Origin of the sequence: Methanomicrobium sp. W14 (assembly GCF_017875315.1) — an archaeon.
Taxonomy (GTDB): domain Archaea; phylum Halobacteriota; class Methanomicrobia; order Methanomicrobiales; family Methanomicrobiaceae; genus Methanomicrobium.
This window is the reverse complement of the sequence record NZ_JAGGMM010000001.1, coordinates 341638-368612: the sequence shown is the minus strand read 5'-3', so window position 1 is coordinate 368612 and position 26975 is coordinate 341638. Positions and strand designations below refer to the sequence as shown.

Annotated in this window: 34 protein-coding genes and 2 tRNA genes; 13 read left to right on the top strand and 23 right to left on the bottom strand. The window is 45.1% G+C overall.

Going from position 1 to position 26975, the window contains the following annotated elements; translation table 11 throughout:
- Positions 1-28: 28 nt before the first annotated feature.
- From J2128_RS01945 to J2128_RS01865, 17 genes are all read right to left on the bottom strand, one after another.
- The gene (locus tag J2128_RS01945) at positions 29-1081 is read right to left on the bottom strand and encodes a serine hydrolase (RefSeq protein WP_209689186.1); all 1053 of its coding nucleotides are present in this window, start codon (positions 1079-1081) and stop codon (positions 29-31) included.
- Entirely contained in the window at positions 1069-3510 is a 2442-nt protein-coding gene (locus J2128_RS01940) for an excinuclease ABC subunit UvrA (RefSeq protein WP_209689184.1), read from the bottom strand. The genes J2128_RS01945 and J2128_RS01940 overlap by 13 nt, the downstream gene beginning before the upstream one ends.
- Positions 3511-3826: 316 nt before the next feature.
- Positions 3827-3899: transfer RNA gene (locus tag J2128_RS01935), tRNA-Asp, on the bottom strand.
- A gap of 42 nt (positions 3900-3941) precedes the next feature.
- A tRNA-Tyr gene (locus tag J2128_RS01930) sits at positions 3942-4054 on the bottom strand.
- Positions 4055-4399: 345 nt separating this feature from the next.
- On the bottom strand, positions 4400-4774 hold the full coding sequence (locus tag J2128_RS01925) for a prefoldin subunit beta (RefSeq protein WP_209689182.1): 375 nt from the start codon (positions 4772-4774) through the stop codon (positions 4400-4402).
- Positions 4767-5024 carry a KEOPS complex subunit Pcc1 gene (locus J2128_RS01920; protein WP_209689180.1) on the bottom strand — a complete coding sequence of 86 codons (258 nt, stop codon included), beginning with the start codon at positions 5022-5024 and terminating at the stop codon, positions 4767-4769. Before J2128_RS01920 ends, J2128_RS01925 begins: the two co-directional genes overlap by 8 nt.
- Entirely contained in the window at positions 4996-5400 is a 405-nt protein-coding gene (locus tag J2128_RS01915) for a hypothetical protein (RefSeq protein WP_209689177.1), read from the bottom strand. The genes J2128_RS01920 and J2128_RS01915 overlap by 29 nt, the downstream gene beginning before the upstream one ends.
- A complete protein-coding gene (locus J2128_RS01910; protein WP_209689175.1) occupies positions 5397-5528 on the bottom strand; it encodes a DNA-directed RNA polymerase subunit P in 132 nt (43 codons plus the stop codon). Before J2128_RS01910 ends, J2128_RS01915 begins: the two co-directional genes overlap by 4 nt.
- A 15-nt stretch (positions 5529-5543) precedes the next feature.
- Positions 5544-5834: a 50S ribosomal protein L37ae gene (locus tag J2128_RS01905; RefSeq protein WP_209689172.1), complete on the bottom strand. Its 291-nt coding sequence runs from the start codon at positions 5832-5834 to the stop codon at positions 5544-5546.
- 61 nt (positions 5835-5895) lie between these two features.
- Positions 5896-6597: a ribosome assembly factor SBDS gene (locus J2128_RS01900; protein ID WP_209689169.1), complete on the bottom strand. Its 702-nt coding sequence runs from the start codon at positions 6595-6597 to the stop codon at positions 5896-5898.
- 18 nt (positions 6598-6615) lie between these two features.
- A complete protein-coding gene (gene psmA, locus J2128_RS01895; RefSeq protein ID WP_209689167.1) occupies positions 6616-7386 on the bottom strand; it encodes an archaeal proteasome endopeptidase complex subunit alpha in 771 nt (256 codons plus the stop codon).
- Entirely contained in the window at positions 7386-7868 is a 483-nt protein-coding gene (locus J2128_RS01890) for an Rpp14/Pop5 family protein (RefSeq protein WP_209689165.1), read from the bottom strand. Before J2128_RS01890 ends, psmA begins: the two co-directional genes overlap by 1 nt.
- Position 7869: 1 nt before the next feature.
- Complete coding sequence (locus J2128_RS01885) at positions 7870-8508, bottom strand: RNase P subunit p30 family protein (RefSeq protein WP_209689163.1); 639 nt, start codon at positions 8506-8508, stop codon at positions 7870-7872.
- A 30-nt stretch (positions 8509-8538) separates the two neighbouring features.
- The gene (locus tag J2128_RS01880; RefSeq protein WP_209689161.1) at positions 8539-9129 is read right to left on the bottom strand and encodes a 50S ribosomal protein L15e; all 591 of its coding nucleotides are present in this window, start codon (positions 9127-9129) and stop codon (positions 8539-8541) included.
- A 194-nt stretch (positions 9130-9323) separates the two neighbouring features.
- Positions 9324-9797 (bottom strand): cyclic pyranopterin monophosphate synthase MoaC, encoded by a 474-nt coding sequence (gene moaC, locus J2128_RS01875; RefSeq protein ID WP_209689160.1) that lies wholly within the window; start codon positions 9795-9797, stop codon positions 9324-9326.
- A 2-nt stretch (positions 9798-9799) separates the two neighbouring features.
- Entirely contained in the window at positions 9800-11200 is a 1401-nt protein-coding gene (locus J2128_RS01870; RefSeq protein WP_209689158.1) for an NAD(P)H-hydrate dehydratase, read from the bottom strand.
- Entirely contained in the window at positions 11178-12017 is an 840-nt protein-coding gene (locus tag J2128_RS01865) for an EFR1 family ferrodoxin (RefSeq protein WP_209689156.1), read from the bottom strand. The genes J2128_RS01870 and J2128_RS01865 overlap by 23 nt, the downstream gene beginning before the upstream one ends.
- A 102-nt stretch (positions 12018-12119) precedes the next feature.
- Between J2128_RS01865 and J2128_RS01860 the strand changes: the two genes are divergently transcribed.
- From J2128_RS01860 to J2128_RS01845, 4 genes are read left to right on the top strand one after another with little or no spacing between them, the layout of a single operon-like run.
- The gene (locus J2128_RS01860; protein ID WP_209689154.1) at positions 12120-13520 is read left to right on the top strand and encodes a DHHA1 domain-containing protein; all 1401 of its coding nucleotides are present in this window, start codon (positions 12120-12122) and stop codon (positions 13518-13520) included.
- Positions 13465-13938, top strand: coding sequence for a PUA domain-containing protein (locus J2128_RS01855; protein ID WP_209689152.1), 474 nt, complete (start codon positions 13465-13467; stop codon positions 13936-13938). Before J2128_RS01860 ends, J2128_RS01855 begins: the two co-directional genes overlap by 56 nt.
- A gap of 8 nt (positions 13939-13946) precedes the next feature.
- Positions 13947-14282 carry a nascent polypeptide-associated complex protein gene (locus J2128_RS01850; RefSeq protein ID WP_209689150.1) on the top strand — a complete coding sequence of 112 codons (336 nt, stop codon included), beginning with the start codon at positions 13947-13949 and terminating at the stop codon, positions 14280-14282.
- Between the two features lie 21 nt (positions 14283-14303).
- Positions 14304-15029, top strand: coding sequence for a methyltransferase domain-containing protein (locus J2128_RS01845; RefSeq protein WP_209689148.1), 726 nt, complete (start codon positions 14304-14306; stop codon positions 15027-15029).
- Positions 15030-15228: 199 nt separating this feature from the next.
- On the opposite strand, the gene J2128_RS01840 is transcribed toward J2128_RS01845, so the two are convergent.
- Positions 15229-15873, bottom strand: a complete 645-nt coding sequence (locus J2128_RS01840; protein WP_209689146.1) for a TMEM175 family protein — start codon at positions 15871-15873, stop codon at positions 15229-15231.
- 191 nt (positions 15874-16064) lie between these two features.
- On the opposite strand from J2128_RS01840, the gene pyrB reads away from it, so the two are divergent.
- Together pyrB and pyrI are read left to right on the top strand one after the other, a co-directional pair.
- Entirely contained in the window at positions 16065-16961 is an 897-nt protein-coding gene (gene pyrB, locus J2128_RS01835; RefSeq protein WP_209690182.1) for an aspartate carbamoyltransferase, read from the top strand.
- Positions 16958-17434, top strand: coding sequence for an aspartate carbamoyltransferase regulatory subunit (gene pyrI, locus J2128_RS01830; protein ID WP_209689145.1), 477 nt, complete (start codon positions 16958-16960; stop codon positions 17432-17434). Before pyrB ends, pyrI begins: the two co-directional genes overlap by 4 nt.
- Before the next feature lie 223 nt (positions 17435-17657).
- Here pyrI and J2128_RS01825 read toward each other — a convergent pair whose 3' ends face one another.
- Entirely contained in the window at positions 17658-18131 is a 474-nt protein-coding gene (locus tag J2128_RS01825) for a phosphopantetheine adenylyltransferase (RefSeq protein ID WP_209689142.1), read from the bottom strand.
- 284 nt (positions 18132-18415) lie between these two features.
- Between J2128_RS01825 and J2128_RS12845 the strand changes: the two genes are divergently transcribed.
- Positions 18416-18550, top strand: coding sequence for a hypothetical protein (locus tag J2128_RS12845; protein WP_281069274.1), 135 nt, complete (start codon positions 18416-18418; stop codon positions 18548-18550).
- Between the two features lie 88 nt (positions 18551-18638).
- Positions 18639-19238: a hypothetical protein gene (locus tag J2128_RS01820; RefSeq protein ID WP_209689140.1), complete on the top strand. Its 600-nt coding sequence runs from the start codon at positions 18639-18641 to the stop codon at positions 19236-19238.
- Positions 19239-19473: 235 nt separating this feature from the next.
- Here J2128_RS01820 and J2128_RS01815 read toward each other — a convergent pair whose 3' ends face one another.
- The 3 genes from J2128_RS01815 to J2128_RS01800 form a co-directional block, all read right to left on the bottom strand.
- A complete protein-coding gene (locus J2128_RS01815) occupies positions 19474-19872 on the bottom strand; it encodes a hypothetical protein (RefSeq protein ID WP_209689138.1) in 399 nt (132 codons plus the stop codon).
- Between the two features lie 144 nt (positions 19873-20016).
- The gene (locus tag J2128_RS01810; RefSeq protein WP_209689137.1) at positions 20017-20226 is read right to left on the bottom strand and encodes a hypothetical protein; all 210 of its coding nucleotides are present in this window, start codon (positions 20224-20226) and stop codon (positions 20017-20019) included.
- Positions 20227-20944: 718 nt separating this feature from the next.
- Positions 20945-21226, bottom strand: a complete 282-nt coding sequence (locus J2128_RS01800) for a hypothetical protein (protein ID WP_209689135.1) — start codon at positions 21224-21226, stop codon at positions 20945-20947.
- 220 nt (positions 21227-21446) lie between these two features.
- Between J2128_RS01800 and J2128_RS01795 the strand changes: the two genes are divergently transcribed.
- The 5 genes from J2128_RS01795 (at position 21447) to J2128_RS01775 (ending at position 26523) form a co-directional block, all read left to right on the top strand.
- Positions 21447-22670, top strand: coding sequence for a helix-turn-helix domain-containing protein (locus J2128_RS01795; protein ID WP_209689133.1), 1224 nt, complete (start codon positions 21447-21449; stop codon positions 22668-22670).
- Positions 22671-22973: 303 nt separating this feature from the next.
- On the top strand, positions 22974-23465 hold the full coding sequence (locus tag J2128_RS01790; RefSeq protein WP_209689132.1) for a gamma carbonic anhydrase family protein: 492 nt from the start codon (positions 22974-22976) through the stop codon (positions 23463-23465).
- Complete coding sequence (locus J2128_RS01785; RefSeq protein ID WP_209689131.1) at positions 23458-24738, top strand: CoB--CoM heterodisulfide reductase iron-sulfur subunit A family protein; 1281 nt, start codon at positions 23458-23460, stop codon at positions 24736-24738. The genes J2128_RS01790 and J2128_RS01785 overlap by 8 nt, the downstream gene beginning before the upstream one ends.
- Before the next feature lie 35 nt (positions 24739-24773).
- Positions 24774-25808, top strand: coding sequence for an S-methyl-5-thioribose-1-phosphate isomerase (gene mtnA / locus J2128_RS01780; protein ID WP_209689130.1), 1035 nt, complete (start codon positions 24774-24776; stop codon positions 25806-25808).
- A 46-nt stretch (positions 25809-25854) separates the two neighbouring features.
- Positions 25855-26523: a DUF116 domain-containing protein gene (locus J2128_RS01775; protein ID WP_209689129.1), complete on the top strand. Its 669-nt coding sequence runs from the start codon at positions 25855-25857 to the stop codon at positions 26521-26523.
- 6 nt (positions 26524-26529) lie between these two features.
- On the opposite strand, the gene J2128_RS01770 is transcribed toward J2128_RS01775, so the two are convergent.
- Entirely contained in the window at positions 26530-26952 is a 423-nt protein-coding gene (locus J2128_RS01770; RefSeq protein WP_209689128.1) for a polymer-forming cytoskeletal protein, read from the bottom strand.
- Positions 26953-26975 lie beyond the last annotated feature (23 nt).

Here is a 26975-nt window from a genome sequence, read left to right as displayed (position 1 = left end):
GTACAAAATTTAGTCGCCGGAGTCGGCATTACTGAACAGCGGACAAAATATAGTTCTCAATAAGCCACCGGGGATCACGCGGTTTTCTTACTATTTCGGATGCGATTGCCACCACGAGATCTTTTTCCGGGATACAGCTGATAACATTGCCGCCGGCGCCCAGAGCCGAGAATGAAAACAGATCGTTCTCTTCACCAAGCCACCACAGGTAGCCGTACCCGTTGGAATTCATAGCCGTCGACTCATCGACCCACTCCTTCGAAATAACCTGTTTATCATTCCAAAAACCGCCATTCAGGTACAAAAATCCGAAACGGGCCATATCACGTGGAGTCAGTGTCAGCCCCCATCCCCCTGTTGTGATACCGTTCGGATCTTTAATCCAGCCCTCCACATTCTTCCCGAAAACATCATCCGGTCCGAATGATTTCATTGAACGATCCGGGATCTCTCTCATGCCGGCCGGCCGGAATAAATATTCGTTTGCAAACTCCCGGGCACATTTACCCGTAGCACCTGAAATTATTGCCGAAAGCAGATGAGGGCCTGCCATACAATACTGAAATTCCCCCGGCTGCCCGCCCCGGCCCATCAGGTCAAGGATGAACGTGACCCAGTCCCTTTGCCTTCGAAGTTTGTCCAGCGGCTCATACCTCATATTCCTCGTTTTCCATGCAAACGGGGCCGTCATGGTGAGGAGGTCTTTTATTGTAACCGTGCGTTTTAAAAAATCGTTCTTCGCCGGAATGTAATCAGGGAAAAAGTCCAGCACTTTCTGGTTCACGCTTTCAATATAACCCAGGTCTATAGCTATACCGATCAGGGCCGAGATCACGCTTTTGGTCACCGAGGCTACATTATGAGAATCGCCGGGGCCAAAATCTCTATTATACCTCTCAAAGACGATGCAGCCTTTACTGACCACAACCATCCCTTTGATGCCCGAATAACGTGAGCTCAGTTCCTTATCCAGTTTGAAAAGTTTGCCGGGATCCATCCCTGCGGACTCCGGGTCCGCCGTCCGCCATTCTTCAGTCGGCCAGTAATCTCTTTTCAGGTCCTCCATCCTCACCCGTCGCATAAGAGATACCTGCCTGTCACCGAGCCCGGATTCTTCTTCAATGACACAGGTGAACCCTCAGCGATAATCTTTCCCCCTTCCGCTCCTCCCCCCGGCCCGAGTTCGATAATCCAGTCACAGACGGATAGAATCGCAGGATCGTGCTCGATAACAATGACGGAATTCCCCTTCGCCACAAGTTCGTCCAGTAGCCGGATGAGTCCTGCGGTATCGTAAGAACTAAGGCCTGTAGTAGGTTCATCAAGCACATAAAGGATATTGCCCTTTCTTCGCCTGCCGATCTCTTTCGCAAGCTTGATCCTCTGGGCTTCACCGCCGCTGAGAGTGGGAGTGGGCTGGCCCAGTTTTATGTACCCCATGCCGATCCGCTCCATTAACTTCAGGATGGAGACGATCCCTTTCTGATCTTCAAAGATGCCCGTAGCTTCCGAAACGGTCAAATCGAGAACGTCCGAGATGTTTTTATTCCTGTATTTAACGGAAAGGGCATCATCATTGTACCTTTTCCCGTGGCAGCCGCTGCATGTTTTGTAGATAAAAAAATCGCCCCCCAGCCAGATCTTCTCGCGGCCGCTCCCTCCACAGACGGGACAGGCGCCTTTGGAATTGAACGAAAAATGGCCCGCTGTGAGATTTTGCCTTTTAGCTTCCGGCTGTTCGGCAAACAGCCTGCGAATTTTATCCCATATGCCCGTATATGATGCGGGATTCGAATTCGTGTTCCTGCCGATCGGGGCCTGCGAGACCTCTGCATACCCGGAGATCTGCCCCGCACCTCCTATTCTTTCAGCAATCGTTTCAACAGCAGGCAATTCGTCATCGTCCCTTTCATCCCCATCGATGCAGATTTCCACGTTATCCCTTTCATCATGGAAATAATCTTTCAGTAGAGAGATCAGGGTGTCGGAGACAAGCGAACTCTTCCCGCTTCCCGATAAGCCTGCAATTCCGACAAGAACTCCCAGGGGAAACGAAACGGTCACATCCTTAAGATTATTTGTTCCGGCATGACTTACTGTCAGGCAGGGCACCGGTTCGCCGTCATGAATATTCCGGCCGGATTTTCTGGCGGGCATTGCGATTTCACCGGAAAGATAACGGCCAGTTATGGATTCCGTGCACCGGAGCAGACCCGCCGGATCGCCCTGGTATACGACCCGGCCCCCTTCCGTACCCGCCTTTGGTCCCATATCGATGATATGTTCGGCCATTTCGATGGTATTTCTGTCATGTTCCACTACAATAACCGAGTTCCCCAGTTCCTTAAGAGAATTTATCGACTCAAGGAGCCAGGCCTTTTCGCATTCATGCAGTCCCGCCGTCGGTTCGTCGAGAATATAGATCAGCGAATCCATCCCCGAGTCAAGATGCAGGTTAAGGAAGAGCCGCTGTATCTCCCCCCCTGAAAGTGTAGGCATTTCCCTGTAAAGAGAAAGATGGCCGAGGCGGGATTTGATGAGACTATCCGTTTTACCCAGTATTTCCTTAACGATTTTCTTCCCGAACGGCGTCAAAAAATTCCCGTTCGAAAGGATTTCGAGGAATTCGTGCAGTTCGGATATCGTCATCTTACCGAGCTCTCCTATATGCCTGCCATTTAAAAGCACCCTCCGGGCCTCTTCTCCTACACGGAACCCGTGACATTCAGGACATTCAGAAAACGTATAAATTCCGCCCGAATCGTCACCTTCACGGTAGAGACGGCCCTGGAAAAGTCTTGTCAGGCAATAACTCCGTTTTTCGGAGTTCCCGCTTACGTGATGGCCGTAGATCACTTCCGCCTTCACTTCATCGGGAAGTTGTGAAAACGGGACTTCCAGGTAAGGACCGAATTTCTTATGCAGGATTTTTGCATAACCGGGTGTCACTCCTGCCGCATCGAAAACCTCCAGGAGTGTTGTCGAGTTGTCCGGGACCAGTTTTTCCATATTTATCTCATGATACGCTCCCCTGCCCGAGCATCTCGTGCACATTCCTTCGGGAGCGTTATATGAAAAATAGCCTGCCGGAATGCGTTCTTCCCTGTTGCCGCAATTTCCACAGATCAGATCCCCTCCGACAGGTTTCCCGCAGAAAGAACACATGATCCTGCCTTCGCCTGCAAAAAGGACACCGAGCAAATTCAAAATGCCGGTTCTTGTGCCCACGGTCGAACGGGGATTGCTCTGGCGGATTATATTCTGCTGAACCGCTATCGCCGGTCCGATGCCCAATATGTTGTCGAACTTGTCCTCTTCGTCGATTCCTGTAAGGATGCCCAGAGACCGGAGATATTGCTTTCTCCCTTCCTCGAATATGATATCGAACATAAGACTGGACTTTCCGGACCCGCTGACTCCGGTCGCAACTACAAACATGTTCTTAGGAATGGATATGTCCACATCGCGGAGGTTGTGTAAGCGTGCACCCTTTATCGTTATATTCTTCATATTCCCCCGAAATTGCAGGATAATAATTTTTTCATGGATTTTTCACCGGCCTGAATAATTATTTATTCCGTATAACGGGTTTTACAGCCAGGAATTAAAAAATATTCGCTAATTAAAATTTTTTATAAAATTATTCTAGATATAATTGACGTCCGCACAGGAAAACCGGCCATAGAAACAGATCATCCTGTTTTCAATGAATCGTTATTCATGTTCGAAACCCGTGCACCGGTACCCCGGAACCGATCCAGAATACTGTAAGGATTAATAATTCACAAAAAATACTGAAAAATTACAAAGAAAAAACAAAAAGATACGCCCAGTACGGAATTCGAATCCGTGTCGCAGCCGTGACAGGGCTGCATGATAGGCCACTACACTAACTGGGCAATTACAGTTGGTTACACCAGCCCGCAGCTGTTTCAAACAGATCCCGCCTCCCGGATTCGAACCGGGGACATCGCGGTAGCCGCGCAGTTACTCGACAGATTGCCGGGCAAACCAAACTACAGCCGCGCACTCTACCAGTCTGAGTTAAGGCGGGTCTGGTGCTCTACTATATTGGACGGACAATCTTTTAAAGATTTTCTTTTGAGACGGGAGAGATAATATTAAATTCAAACAGATATTATGGTTTTAATCAATGATTTGTCGGCAAATATCCTTCAGACATACTTTGAAACCATAACTGATGTTTTTGCCTGTTTTTCAGGACATCGCATATTTATTCAGGCACATTCTTTTCAAAAACATATAATAAACCAGAAAAAAACGTCATGCGGCGCCATTTGAAACGTCAAAGAAACACTATGAAAAAACATAGAGCCTTAGCTTATATATTAATTCTCCCAACAGAAAATGAATTTAATAAAAAAATGTTGACAAAGGTTCAATTAGCAGACGGGGGTGCTCCTGCACCCTGCTGGCCCTGCATTGCACTCTGTATCTGCTGCTGGAGCTGTTCAAACTTTGTCTGAAGAGCCTTTTCCTGTTTTTCAAGCGACTTTACACGGAGCTCAAGTGTCTCGATTTTTTCAGTCAGGTCTGTAGAAACGCTTTCCTTGTCTTTCTGCATCATAACAGAACCTATGGTAACGTACACCTCTGAGTCTTCCTTTGCATTGGCAAGCTCTTCCTGGGCCCTTTTTGCCTCTTTTGCCGCCATCTCGAAACTTGCCTTCTGCTGCATAATAGTCTGCAGCTGCTGCTGTACCTGCTGAAGCATTGCCAGCTGATTCTGAACTTTCGGTGGAATATTATTCATTTATTATTACCTCCTGCATCTCTTCTGCAATAATAATAAGTCTTAACCATGTATTTAATGCTGCACGAAGTGCAGACAGGTCCTCTGCATCAATACAAAGGACAAGAGTGTTTTTTTCTGTCAGAAAAACACCTGATGACGAACGGCCCATATCGTCGTCTTCAGGTTTCACGGAATTGTAAATCTGTTTTGCATAAGGCGTTTCAAATTCAAAAACAGCCTTATCCTTCCTTTTTAAGTCTGAGGACATATCTTCGCCCCTGCGCCCCGTCAAATTTCATAAGGCAACTCTCACAGTCAGCCTTTGAAATGTTAAGATAATCTTTAAGATCTTCAAAAACGTCCTGACTGCCGGTTACAAGACCCCTGAGAATATTATCATCCCTTTTCTTTACGGAATATGAAGAAAACAGGAATCTGTAAACAGGGCAGCTGTTCCGGTAGATTTCAACAGAGTAATCCCGGCCTTCACGGGACACTATCAGAACATCCTCATGTACACCCGTAATTTCCTCTATTCCGGCCTTGCCTCTTGGAAAATAATGACCCCCAAAAGAAAAGGCGAGATCCTTTGAAAAAGTTCTCAGGGGTGGTGCAGGTTTGCGCGAAGTTGTGACTTCCATCATCTGGCTTTAACAGTTTTTATACCTGCGCCGCGCTCCTTGAAAAGGATACGGTGGCCGCAATATGGACAGCGGACATTTATGTCTATATCCACCTTCTGTTTACACCTTGCGCACTTATAACCTGACATAGATTAAAACCTCAGTTACTCTTTGATTAACGAGCGCTCAATTGTACGAAGGGCAACTTTAAGATTTGGCGTCTGCGGGACATACGCACCGCCTGCATACTTGTATCCGCATTTCTTGCATTCCCATATGCCTGTGCCCTTTCTTGTAACCGCTTCTGTTGCGCAGTTAGGACATACGTGTTTTGCTTTTGCTACCGTTTCAACTTCGTTGACACGCTTTCTGAGGAAACGTCCGTATCTTGGACCAAATCTTCCTGCGCTGCCGACTGTTCTTCCTTTTGCTCTCTGTTTACTGGAATTTGCCATAATTGCTAAGCCCCAAAATTTAGGTCTGTATATATTATTTCTACTACCTTATTAATGATGACTAATCCTGACCGAGGATTTTCACTTCTCCGTCACCTTTGCTAAGACGGTTTATCATATCGTAGAACTCCTCCTGAATTCCGGCAGGGATTCTGCACACGCATATCCAAGACCCGTCTCTCTGCCACTCTTCCTTCTCAAGGGTTGTGGAGGAGGCAATTTCACCGTATGCCTTTGGCGCATAATTTGCAGGGATTCTGACTGCAAACCTCATTTCGGCAAATTTTATAGGCAGAATAGGCCTTAAAGCCTTTATAACATCCTTAACCTGTTCATCTACATGCTTGAACGGGTCTATGCTCACCCTGGCCTCTTCCATAGCCATCTCGATTCTTTTCGGCGGGTGCGGGAGTTTTGTCTGCGGGTTTATGGAATTTCTTGAGATAAACGTAATCACCTGGCTGCGCTTTTTCTCAATCATTTCCTTTCTTTGCTCGGAAGTAAGGTGAATCTCTCCTTTTTTTATTATCTTCTCCGCAATAGTCGCAAAGTCGGTAGTCTCAAAAGCTTTTTTCAGGGATTCATCTGATGCCTTGTCAGTTTTGGAGGCATTTTCAAACACAAAAAGTGCTGCTACAGCGTCTTCGAGATTTACATTTTCTCCCTGGCGTATAAGAGCAGCCTTATCCGGGTCAACAAGGATTTCGAACCTTTCGCCATGGCTCTCAAGCCTTGCAACCACTGCCTGCTCAAGAGATATCATTGATATGTCACCTTTAATTTACTCTTCTTCATTCTTTTCTTCCGTTTTTTCGGAAGAATATTCTGCTTCAAATTTGTCGACGTATTCCCTGACGTCTTCCTGTTTCATTCTGCTGAAAACTGCATTTTCAAGAGATACAATTCCGATTTCAACGGTATTCACGTCAAACTTGCCTTCAGTTGCGGCATGAAGCGCCTTGAGTCCCATAGGGATTGCGTCTGAAACCTTCATATCCTCCTTGTAATCCTCTTCAAAGACCTTCATGACAGCAGGACGTCCTGTCCCGATTGAAGTCGCCTTATACTCAAGAAGAGTCCCTGAAGGATCTGTTTCAAAAAGACGCGGCTGGTCGTCGCTTATCCCGGCTATCAGAAGTGCGGTCCCGTATGGCCTTGCACCGCCGTACTGGGTCAGGGTCTGCATATGGTCGCAGAGCTTTTTGGAGAGAGTCTCAATATCAATAGCTTCATTGTAGGACACACGGTTTACCTGGCATTCAACTCTTGCCCTGTCGACAAGAGCACGTGCATCGCCTACAAGACCCGATGACGCAACTGCTATATGGTCGTCTATCTTGAAGATCTTCTCTATCGAAGACTGCTCAAGAAGTCTTGAATTTACACGCTTGTCAACTATCAGGACAACCCCGTCAGTACATTTTATACCTACAGCAGTCGTTCCTCTTTTCACCGCCTCTCGTGCATATTCGACCTGGTAAAGACGGCCATCAGGACTGAAAACAGTAATAGCCCTGTCATATCCACCCATTTGAGCATTCATTGGCTGCATTATAGTTCCTCAATATCTTCTCTTGTAAAATACAATATATCTTGGTGTTTTATTCCCTCTCTATATAAATCAACCTTTTCCTGCGATAACCGGCACACAGAATACACAGATTCATTAATTCTTACATCAGGCATCGCATCAAAAGCTGATTTTTTGGGAATTTTCTTTTTTAGCGTTGCAATGGTTCCCGAAGTTGCAGTACAGCGGATTTTGCAGTCTGCAGATCCAACACGTGTAACGGTTGCAGCGGCTGTTTCAAGCCTTCTCTCCTGACCCCGCCTGCACCTCATGACAAACCAGTCACCATCAGTAAAGACTACGCTCATGCTTATTTCATATGCCCCTTTATCCCCGTAAAGAGACGCAACAGCGTCATACAAAGCATAATAAAGGTCTTTTCCGTTGGGACGGGTCCCGAAAGGGACCAACAGGCCAAGGACATACCTCTTCGAAACCCTGAGAGTCGGCGGAAGCGGCTTCATTTCAGATAACCTCCACAGGACCGCATGGAGAAAGAAGACTGTCAACCGAATTCAGCGCGGACTTCACCTCATCATCCGTCATCCCGAAAAGGCCACAGAGATTTTCCATATCACGGACTGAAAGGAGCTCAGTGCATGAACGTGCACCTGAAGAGAGAGTCAGTGAAAACCCGAACTTTCTTTGGAATTTAAGGATTTCAGAGAAGGAATCCAGTGCCTTTTGCCTTAAAATACCTTTTTTCCGGGTAAGTGACGACAGGTTGATGTCTATCGCAGTACCTTTTTCGGCTGCGTTAAGGGCACATACATCATCAAAAGCCTTTTTTGGCGCATACTCTATTCCGCGCAGAATATGTATTCTTCCTGATGAGATAAGTGAACGGTTTAGCCCGGCATCTCCTGCGGCAACCGTTATGATATCATAACTTCCGGTTTTTTTCAAAGAACTCATAAAATTTCTGAAGTCCTTCGGGCGCAGACATACTGCTCCGACAACAAAAACCCCGGAATAGCTGTTACAGCCACTGTAACCTGCGCATAAAATTCTCTCTATGCCAAGGTACCTGGATTCAAGAGCCATTCTCCTGACTGAAGTATCGCCGTCAGGATATACAAATACGCAGGCGTCGGATAATACCATTGTAATAATATCTATAAAAAAAGAAGAAAATTATTTTCCTCTGTTCTGGTTTGAGCGTATGCTTGGACGGGTATGTTCTGTTCCCTTGCCCTTTTTGCTCATACCACGGCCTTTTACACCGGCACTTGTAAGTCCGCGTTCTGCACGGCCGCGGTGTTTGCTGTCTGACATCCAGCAGAGATGTGAATCGTTTTTGATTACGGGGTGGTTCCCGTCAACGAGAATTACCTCATACCACTTCGATCTTCCGTCTTCACCTACCCAGTAGGAGTTCAGGACTTCCATGTTCACATATCTGCGTGTCGCACGCTCTTCTGCAATTCTCTGGATGCTCTTGCCCATTGTGGCGCGGCGCATCCCCATGCGGGCTGTACGGCGTCCTCTTATATAACGCGACTTTCTGCGTCCTCCGCGGCGGACCTTCACACGCACAACGATTATACCCTGCTTCGCACGGTAACCGAGGTTTCTTGCACGGTCAATTCTTGTCGGTCTTTCTACGCGTACAACGCTTCCTTCCTTGCGCCATTCCTGCATACGGTGCCAGAGAAGGACTTTAACATCACTTTTGTCCGGGCATTTCCATGCGTCGCGGACATAGCTGTACATTGATTTTGACATTGGTTTTTCACCTGAAAGGTTCAGCCCGGTTTCTTGGGGCCACATTCCTTTTATAACCACAGGGCATACCCGAAAGCATTACCACTAAGGTTCTTTATCTATTGGCTGTCACTGGAAAAAAAGGTTTTTATGGATGCGCCCGGCAGGCCGCACACAAACACAATATTTGCGAAAGGTCAGGGTTAATTTGTGTTTTAGGCAGTTTTTTCCTTTTTTACAACATGTATATCTTCTATTGCGGTCTCGGGATACTGGCCGTTTTCATCCTTTTCCGCGGACTTCACCATGTCCCACACTGCAAGAAGCGCTACAGAGATTCCGGTCAGGGCCTCCATTTCGACTCCTGTTTTGCCGTATGTCTTCACCGTGCATATGGCTTCGATGAAGTTTTCGTCACCGCCGTCTTCGAAATCTATTGAGATACCCCCGATTGGAAGAGGGTGACACATAGGAATAAGATCAGATGTCCTTTTAACGCCCATAATTCCTGCAACCCTTGCCGTTGCAAGGACATTGCCCTTTATTACTTCGCCTTTTCTTATAGCATCCATGGTCTCCTCGCGAAGGTATATCCTTCCGCTTGCAACAGCACTTCTTCCGACGTCAGGTTTTCCTGTGACGTCAACCATATACGCTTTATCGTCCCTGATGTGTGTGAATTCAGCCATACTCAATCCTCACTATACATTATCCCCGGAATTTTATCAATTATGTCTAACGCCTTAAGACCGTCACCATAAATTTCTGCCGCTTTCTCGCCTGCACACCCGTTGACATACGCAGCAATACATGCGGAGTCAAAAGCACCGAGCCGGCACAATAATGCCCCGCAAAGACCTGCAAGGACATCCCCGGTCCCTCCTTTTGTCATCGCACTGCACCCGCTCCTGTTGAAGCGCACATTATCCCCGTCTGTTACGATATCTGTCTTACCCTTAAGAAGAAAAACACCGCCATTGTCAAGCGCAAATGTTCTCAGGGCATCTGCTCTTTCCAAAATTTTTGCAGGCGGCTTAACACCCGATATTCTTTCAAACTCACCGGAATGCGGAGTGTATATGGATTCACCCGCAAACGGAAGCGGAAGCCGCAGTGAATCGGCATCAAAAACGGCCTTTTTGCAGTATCCTGATACCTCCTGCACAACATTATGGCTTTTATCTCCGAGACCGTTTCCAAGCACAACAGAATCCGAAGTTTCCGCAAGTTTTATGAGTTTTTCAGTACTTTTTCCGGAGATATATTCCCCTTCGAGTTTTTCGACAATCAGGTCAGGGTACTGGAGAAGGTTCGGAGTTGCGACCCGCACAATATCGGCACCGCCCCTTAAAGCCGCAAGTGCAGCAAGATAAGGCGCACCCTGGTACGGCCCTCCGCCGATTACAAGGACACTCCCTCCTTCACCCTTGTGCGAACCGCTCTTCTTTTTAGGGATTAAAGTCAGGTCACCGGAACCGGTGTAAATCTCGGCTTCAACAGGGATTCCTATATCGCAGATTTTGCTTCCTGCCTGCTTGGGGCGGTGAAATGCACAGACGGTATCGGCATGAATACCGGGTGTAGGCATATCAGCCGAGATTATTTTTGCTCCCGATGAGTTCGCAAGATATACCATCGTCTTAAAGGGCTCTCTTAAATCACCGTGACCTCCCGTCCCGAGTATCGCGTCGACGATACAGTCGGCGGAACTGAACAGGTGCGACAGCTCCAGGACCCAGGAACGGCAGCGGACAGGATGCATAACCACTTTGCAGTAGTCAAGGACATTCAGATTTTTTGCACTTTCATCGCTGTAACCCGCATCACGCGGATAGATTACATGGACGTCTGTAATCTTCGAAAGGTACCTTGCGGCAACAAACCCGTCTCCCCCGTTGTTCCCGCCGCCGCACAGTACAAGAACAGATGACGGTCCGCCTTCTCCGGCACATCCCGCAAGTGATTTTCCGGCGCTTTCCATAAGCTGAAGTGCGGACACTCCCAGGTCCGCTGCGTTCTTGTCAACAGCCCTCATCCTTTCAGGGCTGATAATGCCGGTCTTCGGGAATTTACTCAGGTCCTCGTCTTCCATTATCAGCCACTGCCGTTTCTCTCTGGTCTATCATATCCTGGACGGTTATTTCCCGATTATGATACCTTCCTTTTTTCTGCGTACCTTTACCTGCCTGGATAGCCTCACGCGGACAGAAATTTATGCAGCCGTAACAGTACTGGCAGTTGTGGTGCCATACCGGATTGCCGTTTTCAACGGTGATGTTTCCGACGGGGCATACCGCCTCGCAGGTCCTGCACCCGTTGCACCTTTCATCTGCAAAAAATGAGGAGTCCATGCTGTGCAGGTTTTTTATCATCCTCTTATAGAATTTATGGTTGAAAAAATTGGTTATATAATGCCCTTTCTGGATTTCCTTCTTTTCAAGAAGGACCGCAGAAGCCACAGACTCGATTTTCGATTTGGCAGCCTCAATCGTTCCTGTTTCCTTGTCTTCAGGAAGGACATCGAACAGGCAGACGTAGTTGTTCGGCATAACAACGTAAAAACCGCCATCAAGTTTTTTCGATTTTTTCTTCAGAATTTTGCTGTACTGCGCAAATATGCTCTCGCCCGCACCCGCAAACGTCGCCAGAAGAAAGGTGTACCTGCTGTCGGAAAGATCAAGTTTTTCGGCAAATCCCGCAACTATTTCCGGAAAACCTCCTGCATATACGGGGCATACGATTCCTACCCTTGTCGCATCTGGCTTTATTGATTCCGGACTGTTTTTCATGATATTCGCAATTGAGATTATTTCACAGTCATCCATATTTTTGGAAAGCTCCCTTGCCGCCCACAGGGAATTTCCGGTTCCCGTGAAATAATAAAGGACAGTCTTTTCATCGGATTCCATATGAGACTTAATTCTGCTCTTAAGGGATTAAGATGTTTGCCGCAGGACTGTACCGGGTTTTAGGGATGCTACTATCTGCAAACAAGTCCAACATTTATACCGATGTCTTTTGAAAGCGACATAAAAGAAGCCGCAGAGATTATAAAGGATGCCGAATCGGTTACAATAATTTCCCATATTGATGCTGACGGCATAACTAGTGAGGCCATTATGCGCCAGGCGGTCTCACGGTGCGCAATAAGTCTTAAATCGGTTTTCGTAAGGCAGCTAGAACCTCTCACGATGAAGAACGTTCCCGACGACGACAGCCTGAAAATTTTTATCGACCTCGGCGCAGGACAGCAGAACCTGCTGGATGAGAAAAAAATCCCGGAAAAAGACGTCCTGATAATCGATCACCACGTATCGCAGGACACCGGTACTCCATATATGCAGGTCAACGGCCTGAAATACGGATACGAAAAACTCTCGGCCGCAGGTACAGGATATCTTGTCGCAAAAGAGACGGACGACTACAATACCGACCTTGCAAAGCTTGCGGTAATAGGAAACGTCGGGGATATGATGGCAAGGGAGAACCGAGCCCTGACAGGCCCTGCAAGGGACATTGTCGAAGACGGTGTAAAATACGGAAATATCGAGGTCATAAAAGACGACCTCAACTGCTACGGAATTTCGACGAGACCGCTTCACCTCTGCCTCTCGTACTCAGACGACCCCTACATCCCCGGAATTACAAACAACCAGTACAATGCCAGAAAACTTATAGAGTGCGACGCAGGAATAAGCCTGAAAAAGGTAAACGGAAAATGGCGTGTCTGGGAGGACTTATCGCCCGAGGAGAAGAGAAGCATTATAGGAAGACTCGCCCTGCGCCTCCATGACGCGGGGGAACCCACGGAAAGACTGAAAGCAGAGCACTACATATTCCCTGACGAAATCCAGTACACTCCCCTGAGAAATGCATCCGAATACGCAACAATGCTCAACGCATGTGGCAGATGGGTAAAACCAAAGACAGGAAGCCTTGTCTGCTGCGGAGACAGGGGAGAAGCATACAGGGAGGCCGGCGATATGCTCAGGCACCACAGGTCAGTAATAAGAGAGATGATGGAGTACATCCTTGACACGGGGGTTACTGAGCTTTCAAATCTCCAGTATCTTCATGTAGGAGACAGGTTCCCTGACACAATCGTAGGTATCGGTGCGGGGATGGCTTTATCAAAACTGAACTGGAGACTTCCGATAATGATTATGTGCTACCTTCCCGACGACCCCGAACTCGTCAAAATTTCCATGCGCACAAACGAAAGAATGATCGCGGCGGGTATCGACCTTCAGGCCGCACTTATAGAAGCATCAGAGAAAATAGGCGGCGCAGGCGGAGGACATAAAATAGCTGCGGGTGCATATATATCCAGGAGTGCAGAAGAGGGGTTTGCAGAAAGTGTCAACAGAATCCTTAAAGAGCAGTTATCTGAAGCGCGTCAGGACAATTGCTGACTACCAGTTCGGGAAAGGTGTCGGAGAAGGCCTTTTTCCCGAAGAATGCGATTTCAAACTGTCATCTACGAAAAGAATAAGGTACGTCCTTTTGGGGGAAGACAGGCTTGCAACGCTTCGGGCGGGCGACGGACGCCTTACCCTCAGTCTGAACGGGGCAAAGAGGCTTTTTGACTGTCTCGGGGCACCGGACTACAGGGTAATAATAAAAGACGAGGTACGTGAATTCATCGCACAGGGAAAAAACGCTATGGCAAAGCATGTCGTCAGTGCAGACGGACAGATAAGGTCGGGCGACGAAGTCATCGTGTGTGACGAAGAGGGCCTTCTTCTTGCAACAGGAAACGCTCTTCTGAGCGGAGAAGAAATGGCTGCATTTAATTATGGTGTAGCGGTACAAATTAGAAAAGGGAGTTGAAACAAGCAATGATTCCGGGAGTTAACCCAAAACAGATGAAACAGATGATGAAAAAGCTCGGCATGAAGATGGAAGAGCTTGAGGATGTCGAGCGTGTCGTAGTCTATACCAAAAAGGGCAACTACGTCTTCGAAGGTGCCGAGGTAGTTACAACTACGATGCAGGGAGCAACCACATACCAGATTCAGGGGACGCCTGAGTTTGTCGAGGCCGAACCGGAAATCCCTGATGACGATGTAAAAATGGTCTCGGAGCAGGCGAACGTCTCCGACGAAGAGGCCCTTAATGCTCTTAAAGAGACGAAAGGCGATATTGCAGAAGCAATTCTGAAACTGTCGGAATAAAAATATCAAATAAAACCTTTTATGATACAGGAAAACGACAGGGTGCTTTTGTCAGGGCAGAAACGGGAGTTTTTTGTCCGTGCATGCGACAAGGAATTTTCGACCGACAAGGGGATTTTAAATCTTTCAGACCTGATAGGCCTTAATTCAGGGGACTTAATATATACGCACCTTCAAAAGCCGTTTAAGGTGATTGTTCCAAGACCGGTTGACTATTTTTCATACGCCAAAAGAACAGGGGCACCGATGTTGCCAAAAGACATCGGAACAGTCATCGCGTATACCGGGATGAACAAGAAGGACACTGTCCTTGACGCCGGGACGGGTAGCGGTGTTGCGGCGATATTTTTCGGTGGAATCGCGAAAATGGTCGTGACATACGAAAAACGCCCTGAGTTTGCGGAAGTGTGCAGGAAAAACATTGACGACGCAGGACTTGACAATGTCAAGGTAAGGGCCGAAGACGTGCTTTTATCGGACGGCGAATACGACATCGTTCACCTGGACATGCAGATCGAAAAAGAGCATGTGGAGCACGCCCATAAACTTCTTAAAAACGGCGGATATCTCGCAACCTACACGCCTTTTCTGGAACAGACTTTCAACGTCATGGACGCGGCGAAGCCGGTTTTTTCCGAGGTCGTCTGCCACGAACTCATCGGAAGAGAGCTTTCGCGCACGGAAAGGGGGACACGCCCGTCAACCCGCGTGTGCCATACCGGATACATAACTGTGTGCAGGAAATAGAATATTTTTTTAAAAACAAAACCTGCGGATTTTCGTATCAATTCTTTTTTAAATGTTTCTTCATAAATTATACTAATTTAGAACAGTTATAATTCCACAGGACTTGCAGAGATTAAATGAATTTAAGTAAATGAACTTTCCTGAATTTAACCCGAAACCAAAAAATTACCCGGTTTATCATAACGCCCAAAAACAATATTCAGGCATTGTTTTCAAAACACACTGATTTTATGTGCCTGCTTACAAAGACATCAAAGACAGGTATCAGGAGAAACAGCAATGTAGCATACTGCGGTGAAAAAAGCCATGCATACGCAATGACAACCAGAGACGCCGCCGGGCATACAAGTCCACGCAGCTTAAAGCCGAGGAGAGAATCACAGGAAATGTTGTCTTTGAGATAATCTTTTTTTGAAGAGATGTAATGCCAGGAAGCTGTCTGGATAAGTCCGATTATAAGAAGGTTGAGGGCATAGACCTCGACTGCAAGAGCATAATCATCATAATAACCCATAAAATCAGTCGTAAAGGGCACAAGTGCCACAAAAAACAGCACAATCATATTCATCCAGTTAAAGATATTGTCCACATATTTTATCGAATCCATCATCCTGTGGTGGGCCATCCAGAACGAGACAAGAACAAAAAATGCTATGGCGTAGTAAAAGACCTGCGGGAACACGACTGAAAGCGAACCGTAGATTCCGTTGTCCAGGGTATCAGGTGAAGGAATTTCCGATATGTCTATCGTAAGGACTCCAAGAGTCAGAGCTATAGCATATACTCCGTCCGTTAAAGCCTCAATTCTGTTTTTCCCGAGTACTCCCTGGCCTGGCATAAACATTTTCTACATAAATCCCTTTAATTCTTTAATATATGATTGGAATGTATATTTTCAGCAAATACCCCCACCGGATGAGAATGTATGCTCTTTTTTCAGTTAAATATAATTTGATTATTCTGTAAGATTTTACAAAAATGAATTTTTCAGATCAGTTTTTTCACGGAAGAACACAGATAAGTTTAGACAGTCATATGCATCATATAATATCCATCAAAGACTTTGGACGTGATGAGATTGACGCTTTGCTCAAAAAAGCTCATAATATCCAAAGTATGGGCAGCTACAAACGCACCCTGACCGGAAAACTCGTTGCACTTCTCTTTTTTGAACCAAGTACCAGAACAAGAATGTCTTTTGCCTCAGCCCTTTCACGCCTTGGAGGAGACGCCATAACCGTTGACAGCATCGAGGGAAGCTCCATCTCAAAAGGTGAGACCCTTGCTGATACGGTGCGCGTAGTAAGCAGCTATGTGGACGCGATTGTCTTAAGGCACCCTAAAGAGGGAGCGGCAAGGCTTGCGTCGGAATTTTCCTCTGTTCCGGTAATTAACGCCGGAGACGGCGCGGGACAGCACCCCTCGCAGACGCTTCTTGACCTCTATACAATAAAGGAGAATATGCCACTTGACAATATCGATGTAGGTCTTTTAGGGGATTTGAGGTACGGCAGAACGGCACACTCTCTGTCATACGCCCTTTCAAACTACGACGTAAGGCTTCACACTATAGCCCCGAAAGGACTTGAAATTCCGCAGTGGCTTTCAAAAGAGCTCAGTGAAAGAGGAATGAAAATAATTGAGCACCATAGTGTTGAAGACGCAATAAAAGACCTTGACGTGCTGTACGCGACAAGGATTCAGCGCGAAAGATTTCCCGATTCCGCAAGTTACTCAAGGATTGCCCATTCATACAGGATAACTCCCAAAACGCTAGACGGCGTTCGTGAAAATCTTATCCTCCTTCACCCGCTCCCCCGTGCAGGAGAAATAGACCCGCGTGTCGACAGTCTTCCCTATGCAAAATACTTCAGGCAGGCCGAAAACGGAATTCCTGTCAGGATGGCTATGCTTGAGGAGGTTATGCTATGACAAAAAACGAACAGAAGCCTGAAAAAGGGCTTCTTATAAGCCCGATAGAGAACGGAACTGTAATCGATCATATAAATGCTGGAGAGGCACTCAAAGTCCTCAGAATTCTGGGTGTCACCGGGTTTACGAAGGAAGCCCTCTCTATAGCGACAAATGTCAGGTCAAACCTTTCACTTAAGAAAAAGGACATTGTTAAAATTTCTGACCGGGAGCTATCAAAAGAAGAAGTAAACAGGATTGCGCTTATTTCTCCAAACGCTACGATAAACATAATCAGGGACTACAAAGTTGTCGAAAAGGTAGGTGTAGAAGTACCGAAGGTGCTTGTTGGTGTTGTGAAGTGCCCCAACCCTGGTTGCATCACAAACTCGGACGAGCCTATAGAAACGAAGTTTGAAGTCGTCAACGGGACACTTCACTGCGTGTACTGTGACAACATAATCACGTCAGACATCGCAGACTACATTATATAATCTAAAATAATCTAAACATTTTTCAGGTTTTTATCCCAGAAACGCCTGCCGCAAAAAGTATGTGACCTGATTTACAGGATAAATTATATATAACGTTATTCTTTTGAGGCCATAAGAGAAATATACGGGAAAAATGTATCTGTAGAGTCTTTTTTTGGTATTTCTGCCTGACAATTGCGATTTAAAAAAGCCGGCAACAAAAAAAGACCGCAGGCTCAGAAATTTAATCTTCCCCGGAGCTACCTATAAGGCTTCCGTGCGAGTCTATCTCACCTTTCCAGATTCTTGTGCTTGAAATCCACCTGCCATCTTCTGCAAGAACACATGTAATCTGGTGAATATCTACCTTTTTCATCTTTTTCTCTTTCCTGAGTTTATTTATCTCAACAGCGGTCGGAAACGTCTCCTCGCTTACGACTATTGCATCAAAATCAGCATTGAGAGTCGAACCGAACCTGTCCTCCAACCCCTCTATGCTCCATTTAGCAGGATAATTTTTAGAATATAAGAAATCAAGAAGGTCTTTTTTCCTCTCCTCAAAAGGCCTTATTGGATGCGACTTCCTGTGCGCAAATTCGTCGCCGGAAAGACCTATTATTACACATCCTTTTTCTCCCGCTATATCAAATGACCTGTCAATAAGCTTTTTGTGACCGTCATGCAGGGGATCAAACGTCCCGCCGACCATAACTTTCATTCGAGTATACCTCTTTTCAGGACTGCTATTATTGGTTTTGTTTCTTTTTCACTGATTTACTGCAAAGGCAGCTGTCTGATGCAAAAATTCACTGTGAAAAAGATTTACAAAAAACTTTTCTTTAGGCTGAAAGGAGACTTTGTGATGCTTAATTCTTTCGGACCCAGGGATTTGCCGGGATAAAATTTACGCCTGAGGTTTCTTTTGTGCTGTCCCAAAATCATTTGACATCATCATTCTATACCAGGATGGCTTTATTAAGCGGAAATCTCCAGGTAACATCTTTGGCAACCACACCGGCCCCGGCCTCGGGGCCTCTTATTGTGATAAGCCCGCTTCAGGTGACAGGTTACTTTGGAAAATATTCTGAGCTGTGCCAGATTATGAATGGATGCGGGAAGTTAATATGTGTAAAATGAATCCGGGATACTACGTCCTGAAATTTATCTGCAAAAAGGTATTTATACAAACAAATCCTCTGCAATACGTATTCCGGGGGATTAATGAATGACAGACGGTAAAGATCCGGGTCAGGGCCAGAACTCGGTTAATGACTCTGAGTGTGGAATTAAAGCTGTTTACGGTCTGTATATTGCAATGACCGGCCTGCTGATCTCAGGTGTTGTCGCTATAGCCATGATACTGGCAGACATCAGAGCAGCAAGCGATCTGGTGTCGGTTATTGCAGTTTTTACAGGACTTACAATGACTCTTACGGGTTATTTCTTTGGTGAAAAATCAGGCTCATCAGGTAAGGCAGACACTGAAAATAAGTTATCCAGAACTGTGGACGAACTGATATCCCAAAAAAGCTTTAGTGCTATAGATAAAGGCAGAGCGGAATTACTGAATTCTGAAAACAAAGTTCTAAGCACTTACGTAAATGATGCCCAGAAAAAAATTAATGAGTCCTCTGATTTAATAGAGAAAGTAAGTGAAAAGATAAAGCTATTTTCTATGAGCGTGGCGGAAAGTCCTCCGGATAAAAGAGGCCCTGAGAAGCCTTTTGAGATGGAAGACATTAAAAGACTGGATAAAGCACTGCTTTTATTAAAAGAAGCAAAAGTCCCGAAAGAGATTCTTGATTTGCAGACAAATAAACAATAACATTTCTGTTTTTGAAGTAATGATAAACGCCGGTTATTTTATTTTCCCTTTTTTAACCCGTATAGATTTTATTATGTATTTTCCCAAAACAAAAAAACGGACTGACACTACTGCCAACACAAAAAAATCCAAAAAAATGCCACGACTTTGTCCGATAAAAAACATAATGCAGAAGAGACCTGACAGAAAAACATCTCAGTCCCGCAGACGTTATTATTTATGGGCTTTTAGGGTTTTAATTTTCTTTTATACTTTCAGATTTATCCTCAAGCCATTTCCAAAAGATTTTGTTTAGAAAAGATCCGGCCTCCTCTACGGTCATTTTTTTAAGTTTGGGTGACATTTTTTTAGACTTGGAAGCATGTCTTGAATTTCCTAGACCTACTCCTTCGGGACTGTTTACTGAGTTTGTAAAACTCTTACATTCTCTTTTAGTACAATATCTCAGATTTAATTTCTTATCGTAGAGTTCGGCATAACCTTTGTCTTTAAGATCGTCTTTGATTATCTCATATATATTATACAACCCAAATGGTGATTTGTGATCTAAATTATAATAGTAAAATGCTTTCAGAACAAATTCGTCATCTGAATTTATGAGATGCCAATATTTTCTTATTTTTTCAGCTTCCAAATCAATACTTTTTCCTCCAGAGAGTGTTGCAGAAACTGATCCTGTTGAATCTATTGTTGCAGCGAGTAATACAATGTTATGCTTGACATGATGTTCATCAAAAAAATAAAGAGTTTCAAATTTAATTCCTCTATTAAATCTTTTTTATAGAGAGAGAAGAACATTAATTCGGCTTACTAATTCGTAAGCTGCATCAGCAATATCGGTATCTTTTTCAAATTTATCGAGTAATGATGAACGAAATCCATAGCTTCCATCATATTCTCTGACAATTTTGGGGTCCTTATCTTTTAAAATGTCAGCCAACCAGACCAAACAACTTTCTTCCCCAGAAACCTGTGCATATATTCTCATAATTAAAATCCTACTGAATTGATTTTTTATAATTCTAAAATTCTTTTTCCTTATGCACGATTGTTCTTTTGACTAGCCATACCCGGTTGTCCTAACTTCCAGTTAGAAAGTGACAAAACAGACTGAAAAAAACTGAAAGGGAAGATAAACATAAACACCGGCCGACAGCGAAAATCAAAAGGAGCTGGAGAACCTTAAGACGATGGTCAACAAAATGATGTCTTCCACGAATTTCATTGCAGGTGACGACTGACTCCCTCTTTTTTTGAAATTATTCTTTATCTTTTTAAAACCGTTTTTCTGTTCCCCCATATCCAAACAGCACGGGATTACTTTTCAGGTCTGCCACTGAAAAAAACAGACAACAGTTTTACGACTTTCATGATGTACTGTACCCAAATAATTTATTGTACCGTTTGTGATTCATCCAGTCTATTAAAAGAGTAATCTGTCCTTCATCGTCAGATGAGACCCGGTATATGAGTCGCCACGCTTTGTTAATGTTATATTTCCAGAGATTATCCGGTCTGAATATTTTGGTATACTCTTTTGGTATAAGGCGTTTTGGAATTTGAATTCCGGAAAACGGGTTTTTTTCAAGAATATCAATTGCTTTATTTAGATCCTTTAAAATCCGGATATCCTCAGCATTTGATGAACATTGAAGCTTTTTGTATTTTTCTGATACATCTGCATCATTAAAAAAAAATACGTACTGTCATTTTATTCTGAGGTCCTCACGGTTGTTGTAATACTTAACAACCTCAGGATTATAGATCCAGCATACATGGTCTTCGCTGTCAAACGCAATTTTGTCTGATTCATGAAGGTAATCAATAATCTGCATGAATGTCTGGTACATCATCTGTTTTGGAAGTTCTTTGCAGAGAGCGGTTTTTTTGAACTCACCGCTGTTTTCTCTGATAAAATTTTCCACCATTTTTATGCTGTCCAGTGTCGGGGAATGGTATCCGGTCCTCTTCTCAGCTTCAGCAGGCATTGGCATACACTTTATTATATAACATTATATAATTCTTTAGTAGCACATGCAACACAATACATGAATCAGGTTTAGATAAAGGATGACTTCATTCGAAAAAAAACATAATGCAGAAGAGACCTGACAGAAAAACATCTCAGTCCTACGGATTTTTTCATTTCTGAGATAATGGTTTTGGCTCTTACAAAATTTTATCGTATCTTAATCATATCTACTCACAATGCCAACACGCCTCATCTCCGAAATCCCTTTGGAAGAAGTAACAAGAGAGGACCTTCAGTCTTTGATTGACGAAAAAATTGCTGAAAACAGATCACTGGAGTATAAAAGAGAAGTCCACCTCAACACCCAGGGCGAAAAAAAAGAATTTCTGGCTGACGTTTCATCCTTCGCAAATTCAAACGGCGGAGACCTCATTATCGGCATCGAATGCGATTCCCGGACAAAATTTCCGAAATCACTATATAGCGTATCTCAGGAAGGTGAAGACAAAGACATCCAGAGACTGACCAACTGTATTTACAACGGAATAGAGCCGCGGCTTCCGGTAGAAATTAAGGCCGTATATATTTCCGAAACCTCAAGGGATGAATATGCAGTAATAATAAGGATCAAAAAAGGATGGGACGGCCCGTACCGGATAAAATACAGAGAGTCCCACAGATTTTACACGAGGTCTCCGAACGGGAAATATTTGATGGACATAAATGAACTGAGGACCGCGTTTAATCTTTCAGAGACGAGAACTGAAAAGATAAGATCTTTTGTCCAGGAAAGGATATCTGATATTTTCTCTGATAATATACAATTTCCGATGGGGGATTCACCAAAGCTTTGCCTTCATATAATACCGATATCCGCTTTTGACGTCAACTCGAATTATGACCTCTCACTGCTGGAGAATATCAGGCCTGCAAGTTTTCCGTTAGGCTCTAACAGCTATGATCCCACATATAATATAGACGGACTTTTGAAATATCTGAAATATCCTCAAAATGTATATTCATCGTCTTATCTTCAATACTTCAGGAACGGAATTATAGAAACTGCCTGCACAAAGATTTCAGGTATAGACGGAACAGAAAAACTGCTATATCCCGGTGCTATTGAAAAGTATATCCTGGAAGGCATAAACGGATATAAAAATGATTTGGAGACCGTTGGCGTAAATTCCCCTTTTATTATATTTATTTCATTAATCGACGTGAAAGGTTACTGTTTAAGCATCAGGTCAGGATGGGAAGACCTTAACGGAAATCCCGAACTTATCCGGCGTGTCAAAATACACAAAGAAATCGCTCAGTTGCCGGAAATCTACATCGGGGATTATTCGCAGGATATAAAAAAAGCTCTTAAGCCTTGCTTTGACGTGCTCGCAAATATGGTAGGGCTGCCAAGGTCTGAAAGTTATGATGATACAGGAAATTACACAGGCAGATATTAACTTTTTTTAGTCACCGACGTCTTCCCGGATAAAATTCTCTGCTTTTTTTGATGCCCGCTATATTCATGACACCCCCTGACTTTTTTTAATCTCCTGAAATACTTTCACGTGATTGATAGATGTGTTCTGTAACATTTATTTTGAGTTTCTCGCTCATTTGTAGCTAAATAACGTTATAACTCCAGAATAATCGATCTCTCTGTCACTATTTTACAAGAGGATTCACTAAAAAGCCGGAAAACTACAGAATAAATAAAGGTTCACAAAGTTCTTTTGAAGAATAAGTGCAATATGTAAAGTATTATGAGTAATGATACCTCTGCCGGCAACACTCCATTCATAGCCGAAAATGCAACGATTGTCGGCAATGTAAATCTGGGGAAAAATACAGGAATCTGGTACGGCGCGGTATTAAGGGCTGACAAAGACTCAATAACTGTGGGTGACGGGTCAAATGTACAGGACAACTGCGTCATCCACGTTTCAAAACAAAGACCTGTAAATATAGGAAGATACGTAACAATAGGGCATGGGGCGATTGTTCACGGGTGTACAATCAAAGACAGGGTCCTTGTTGGAATGGGTGCAATTATCCTCAACGGTGCTGTTATAGGAGAAGACACAATAATTGCGGCAGGAGCGGTTGTAACTGAAAACAAAACCATTCCTCCGGGGTCTCTTGTAATGGGAGTCCCCGGAAAAGTAGTGCGTGAACTTGACGGGGACCAGAAAAAAAGCATTGTAAAAAATGCCGAAGTCTACATAGACCTTGCAAAGGAGAATTCAAATGGGTGAAGTCGCAGTAATAGGTGCCGGGGTTGCAGGAATCCAGGCAGCACTTGACATCGCGAATCACGGTGTCAAAGTCCATCTTATCGAAAGGGAGCCTTCGGTGGGCGGTCATATGTCGCAGCTTGACAAAACCTTCCCGACAAATGACTGCTCCATGTGTATACTGTCCCCTAAAATGGTGGACGCACAAAGAAATCCCAATATAACCCTGTACACCCTGACCGAGGTTACCGATGTATCAGGAGAACTTGGAAATTTTGAACTCAGGCTGACAAGGCACCCGAGATACGTAAGCGAGTTTAAATGCAACGGGTGCGGGGACTGCTCGGATGTCTGCCCGGTTGAAGTCTACAACAAATACGATGCAGGGGTCGGTGTAAGAAAAGCGATATACAAGCCGCATCCCCAGGTCGTCCCAAACGTTGCAATACGCGACAGTGAACACTGCATAGACTGCGGACTTTGCTATGACGCCTGCGGCCCTAAGGCTGTCCTTCACAACGAAGAAGACTTTGAACGTGATTTCACGCTCAAAGTTGCAAGTATCGTTGTTGCAACCGGGTTCGATATTTTTGACGCCAGGAAAAAAAACGTATACAGGTACCTGAAAATGCCTGACGTAATCACAAGTCTTGAATTTGAAAGGCTTATCTGTGCAAGCGGGCCAACTGAAGGGACACTGAAGACGATATCCGGCGGCAAAAATCCAAAGTCCATTGTTTTTATCCAGTGTGTAGGTTCGCGTGACATGAGGCTCCAGAAGCCATACTGTTCGTGTGTCTGCTGCATGTACGCGATAAAAAACGCGATTCTGTTAAAGGAGAAAAACAAAGACATTGATATTTCCATTCTTTACATGGATATACGCTCATACGGCAAAGGATACGAGGAATACTACCAGAGAGCAAAGGAGCTTGGTATAAAGTTCATCCGCGGAATTCCGGGAGAGATATCCGAAACCCCTGACAAAAGACCAGAAATAGTTGTCGAAAATACGGAAACTTCGGAAGTCCTGGCACTTAAACCTGATATTGTCGTATTATCCGTAGGAATGGAACCTGCGAAGGGGTCGTCCGATATCGCATATGCTCTTGGTATACCAAAGGATGACTCAGGCTTTTTCAGCCAGGAGAATATGAAGGGAAACCCTGTGGGTACGGTTAAGCCCGGAATATACATTGCAGGAACGGCGGTTTCACCCAAAGACATTCCTGACAGCGTCACGCAGGGAGAGGCGGCCGCAATGAAGGCATTCACGGACGCTATTAAATACTAAGGAAAATCAGGAAAATTTTTGAGAATTCCATGACTATGAACGACAAAGACGGCAAAACGGTATACTGGGACTTTGAAAACAACTGCATAATGTTTGTAGAGCAAACTCTGCTTCCCGCCGATTACAGGCTGATACCATGCGAAAACGTTGAAAGGCTTGCAAAAGCCATAAAAAACCTGGAAATACGCGGGGCTCCGGCGCTTGGCATTGCGGGAGGATTCGGTGTCGCTCTTTCGACATACTGCCATGACGATGAGAATATGGACGGCTACCTAAAGCTCGTAACAGACGACGCATACTACCTCATGGCTACAAGACCTACAGCGGTCAACCTGTCGTGGGGAATAAAACGTGTTCTGAATGCAGTTTCAGACGCACAGACGCCGGAAGAGGCAAGGGTGAAGGCACTCAGCGAGGCTGTTGGCATCGCCGAAGAGGACGAGAAGATGTGCAGGGCCATTGGTGAATTCGGAGCAAAATACCTGCCTGACAAATGCACCGTATTAACCCACTGCAACGCCGGAGCACTTGCGTGCTACACCTGGGGGACGGCTCTCGGTGTGATAAGGTCGGCTGTAGCCGCCGGAAAGGATATCTCCGTTGTATCCTGCGAGACAAGACCTCTCTTCCAGGGGTCACGCCTCACGGCATGGGAGCTTTCAAGGGATAAAATCCCGGTTAAGACAATCACCGATTCAACGGCCGCATACCTCATGCAGAGAGGAGAGATTGACGCGGTTATAGTCGGCGCCGACAGGATAACGCACGATGCCGTATTCAACAAAATCGGGACTTACATGCATGCCGTCTGCGCGAAATATCATGAAATTCCTTTTTATGTCGCAGCACCGTCTTCGACGTTTGACAACGTCCATTCAGCTTCAGACATCGTAATAGAAAAAAGAGACAGGGATGAGCTTGCTTTCTGCGGCAAAAAACAGCTTATGCCCGACTCTGTAGATGCAGTCAACTATGCGTTTGACCCGACACCCATGAGTCTTGTAACGGCTTTATTCACGGAAAAAGGGGTATTGACTCCCCCTTTTCTAAAAGGGGAGTTGGTGCCGTAACCAAGAGATTTTTAAATATTGAGTTCATAGGATAACGTCAAACAAAATGATATCTGCAACACTCTGGGAACAGCTGATGTTTACAATAGGAGAGATAGCTGTAATCCTGATTGCAGGCTTTTTAATTTTTTCCACGATTGTCGTGGCACTCTCATTCTATTCAATTAAAAAGGGGCATTTCTATTTCCCGCGACTTGTAAAATCCGGCATTACCATAAGCGAGGGTATGGCAAAAGGACTGTGCAAGTTCTTCGGACTTGATGACAAGGAACTTACGGCGTTTTCGATAAGGCTTCATAATGCGATGAACCTGACAGCCTTTTCGGAAATCCCTCCTGAAAAAAGAGCAGTTTTTCTCCCCCAGTGCCTCAGGAGTGCATCATGCCCTGCAAACCTCACCCCCGAAGGTCTTATCTGCAGGAGGTGCGGGAGGTGCGAAATCGGTGCACATATCGACATTCTTGAGAGAATGGGGTATAAAGTATGGATTGCTCCGGGTTCCACCCTGATTAAGCGGATGGTTAAAAAGTACAGGCCGGAGGCGGTTATAGGAGTAGGTTGCATAATAGAAGTAAGAGAAGGCCTGGAACTTCTTGATAAAATAAATCTGACAGGTATGGGTGTTGTTACACTAAAAGACGGGTGTGTCGAGACAATACTCAACTGGAACGACCTGATGGACGTTGCAACCCTTGGCTGCGGCTCAGAAAATTAGTCAGTCTTACTCCATATTCGGGTCTCTTAAAACTTTGACCTGTTTTCCCAGAAGTTTGCCTGACTTCACTTTGCCGTAAATATAGATGGTCCCTCCGCTTTTCACGTCACCCGTTTCAACGCCGGGGCGTATCATTACGTCACCACCTGCATTTATCAGGGGAAGAACCGCATTATCACACACCGTTATGTCCCCTTCAACGTTTACCGGACCACCTATGTTTACATTTGAGCCAATGACGGCACTCCTGCATGTGACTTTCGACCTGACCGAAGAATACGGACCCAACTCAAGCATTCCGTCGACTGCAAGCTGGCCCCAGAAATGAGTGCGGGGCGGGACAATAAAATTGCCGCATATCTTAACATTACCATCAAAGTAGGAACCCTTGGGGGCGATGAATGTGTCCCCATCCCTGTAGATTTTCATTGCTAAATGAGATTCTGGCCAAT